Annotated in this window: 2 protein-coding genes; both read left to right on the forward strand. The window is 60.0% G+C overall.

The annotated features are described in order from the left end of the window. The first annotated feature begins 663 nt into the window (after positions 1-663). A complete protein-coding gene (locus tag WCA53_RS28080; protein ID WP_423918618.1) occupies positions 664-1,344 on the forward strand; it encodes a PspA/IM30 family protein in 681 nt (226 codons plus the stop codon). A 137-nt stretch (positions 1,345-1,481) separates the two neighbouring features. Beyond that, positions 1,482-2,648 carry a tetratricopeptide repeat protein gene (locus WCA53_RS28085; RefSeq protein WP_423918623.1) on the forward strand — a complete coding sequence of 389 codons (1,167 nt, stop codon included), beginning with the start codon at positions 1,482-1,484 and terminating at the stop codon, positions 2,646-2,648. The last annotated feature ends 335 nt before the right edge of the window (positions 2,649-2,983 follow it).

Genomic DNA, 2,983 nt, shown 5'->3' on the forward strand with positions numbered 1-2,983 from the left:
CGGGGCGGGACTTCATTTCTTTGCAAACGCGCAAAGAAACGAAGCAAAGAAACGCGTTCAAACCGCGAATACCTCAGTGTCGTCGTTGCCCATTTCAGGTTTTTGGCACGAACGTAGCGCGGCCCCCGCAACCCCAACCCGCAGTTGAACACCCATCCCAAGCACTAACGGCGCGCACTCGCTTCGCCTCCAGCGCCCAAATAGCGCAACTTCGGCGCCCGTCGACCCGCTCACGTGCTGACCCACAGAAATTGGCGGGCCACCTAGAACTGCCCAATCCTTCCTCTCTCACCCCTCACTGACCGCAAGCAAAACCGCTCAACCCCTCACTCTCCCCCACACTCACTGGAGTCACACGACCTGCACGTGACTGGTGTATTTTGGTATCTGAATCAGATACCGTGCCCCGGCCGGCATGGTTAAGGCCGGTTTAAGGCGCCGCGTGGTCTAATGCAAAGCGCTAAATGCGGCCACCACACTCAAGATTTTTTTGAAGTGGTACGCCAGCCAGGCACGCCGGCTAAATCATTGCAGGCATCCACCTTGCAATTAGCGAGCCCGACCCGATTTATCCGACGCACGGCGCGCTTATCCGCACCGAGCGTTATTGAAAGATGTTGAACGTTGCTGCCTGGCAGCCGACTTATTTCCAGGAGGAAACTCATGTCGCTTTTTGACTCTATCTCGCGCACCGTAAAAGGTCTGCTGAACGACGCAGCCGACACAGTTCAGGACCCGTCGAGGGACTCGCGCCAAATCGTGCGCGAACTCGACGACAGCATCGCGAAGGCCGAAAACTCGCTGATCGAGATCGAAGCGCAAGTCGCCACGCAGCAAAGCAGGCGCGATGTCGCAGCCGAAAAGGCGAAGAAATATGAGGACGGCGCCAAGCGCGCGCTGCAAAGCGGCGACGAAGCACTGGCCCGCGAAGCGCTGGGCGCGCAGGCGAACGCCGAAACGGAACGCGACGCGCTCGCAGCCGAACTGGTGACGCTCGTGCCGTCAGTCGATCATTTGAAACAGCAGATCGACGACATGCGTCAACGCCGCAACGAACTGAACTCGCGTTCAAACATCTTGCAGGCGAAGCAGCAGATCGCGACGGCGAAAGATGTTGCGGCGACGGCGTTGGGCGGTATCGGCGGAAAGAACCTGTCGGAAGACTTTCAGAAGCTGGAAGACAAGGTTGCACTATCGAACGCACGCTCGGACGCGCGCTTGAATTCCGCCGACCAGAAAAGCGGCAAGGCGCTCGAAGACAAGCTGGCGGCGCTCACGCGTGGACCTTCTGTCGAAGATCGTCTGGCGGCGCTCAAGAAACAAATCGAACCGCCAGCGCAGTAAGCACTCGGTCGTTTCAGGCTGGACGCGCGGCGAACCCGGCGGCTACTCAACTGTTCGCCGCGCGGTTGCATCGGACGTAGGATGGAGATGTCGAAACAAACGGAACGGAGACGGGTGCGAACACGCCCGGTCGGGTGATGAAAAAATATCTGTTGGCTTTGGCCTCGTCGCTGATGCTCGTGTCGGCGGCTGCATTCGCCCTGCCGAGCGCCAGCCAGATCGAACAATCGATGACGCAGGGCAACTGGCAGCAAGCCGACTCGCAGTTAAGCGAGGTGTTGCAGGCCCATCCGGATAGCGCAAAGGCGCACTACCTGTACGCCCAAGTACTCGATCGCGAAGGCCGTTATACCGATGCGCTCAGTCAGGTCCAGCAAGCCAAGACGCTCGATCCCTCCGTCAAGTTCACCGATCCCTCCCGCTTCAACGCGACTGAAGCGAGGATTCGCTCGGACGCGAACCGGATGAGGTCGTCGGAAAATAGCAACGGGGCAACCAGCGTTGCCGGCAGCCGATTCAACCAGGGCGCGGCTGCGGTTCCAGAGAAGCACGGCCCGTCAATGGGCTTGTGGATCGGCATGGCTGTATTGTTCGCCGGAATCGCGCTCGTGCTGCGCTGGGGCCTGAAACGCGCGCGCAGCAACGATGACGGTCAGGCCGACGCGGATCGCCGTACGCAACTCAAACGCGCTACGGAACTGCTCAACGACGTCCGCTCGCTGAAACTCGACGTGCGTTTATCGACGCAACCGGGACACGAAGCCATGCTCAAGGAAGTGGAAGACATCGAGACGCAGCTGCGCGGGATGGTCGAGGCGCTGTCAAACTCGAAGAATCCGGTTCCACCGTATGCAATCGAAGAGTTGTCGAACCGGATCGATAGCGTGCGCGCGCGCTCAGAAGGACGTGCAGACCCCCATCCCGCAGGCGCGCAGACCATGGCCAACGGACCGGACGGCCAATCGGTCTATGCGCAGGAAGCCGAACGCTTCGGGCGCGGCCAGGCACCTTACTCGCCGTATCCGCCGCAACAGCAACCTCCTGTTATCGTGCAGCAAGGCGGCGGTTTCGGCGGTGGCATGGGCGGCTTGCTGACCGGCGTGTTGCTCGGCGAAGCCTTGTCGGGCGGACGCGAACGCGTGATCGAGCGCGAAGTCCCTGTCGACGACGAACGCCGCCGCGGCGGCAACGATAATAACGGCGGCGGACTGGACTTCGGCAACGGCTCAGGCGACTGGAGCGATAACAGCGGCGGCGGAGTCGATCTGGGAAGCAACGATTCCAGCGATTGGGATAACACCTGAACGTCTAATATCAGTTGCGCCCATGCTGGGCGCGCAGAAGAAAAAGCTCCGCGCGGCAACGCCCGGAGCTTTTTTTCTTCCTGATCATTGAGTTCAAGCGAGTTCAAGCGACGGCGTCAGCCACCGCCCAGGAACCGCAGCAACGCCCACAAGAATTTGAAAAATCCCACCACGAACTCCCAGACGCGTTCCAGTTGGTCCCAACCCGCGACCCGCACGATGAGATCAAACATCACGTCGTCCGTGCGACTGGGACGCGCTGGCAAAACGTTAAACATGGCGGTTTTATTGATGGGTCATTGTGCATGGACCGAATGATAGCGGGTCCCTTTACC

Source organism: Caballeronia sp. (assembly GCF_049581465.1).
GTDB lineage: Bacteria > Pseudomonadota > Gammaproteobacteria > Burkholderiales > Burkholderiaceae > Caballeronia.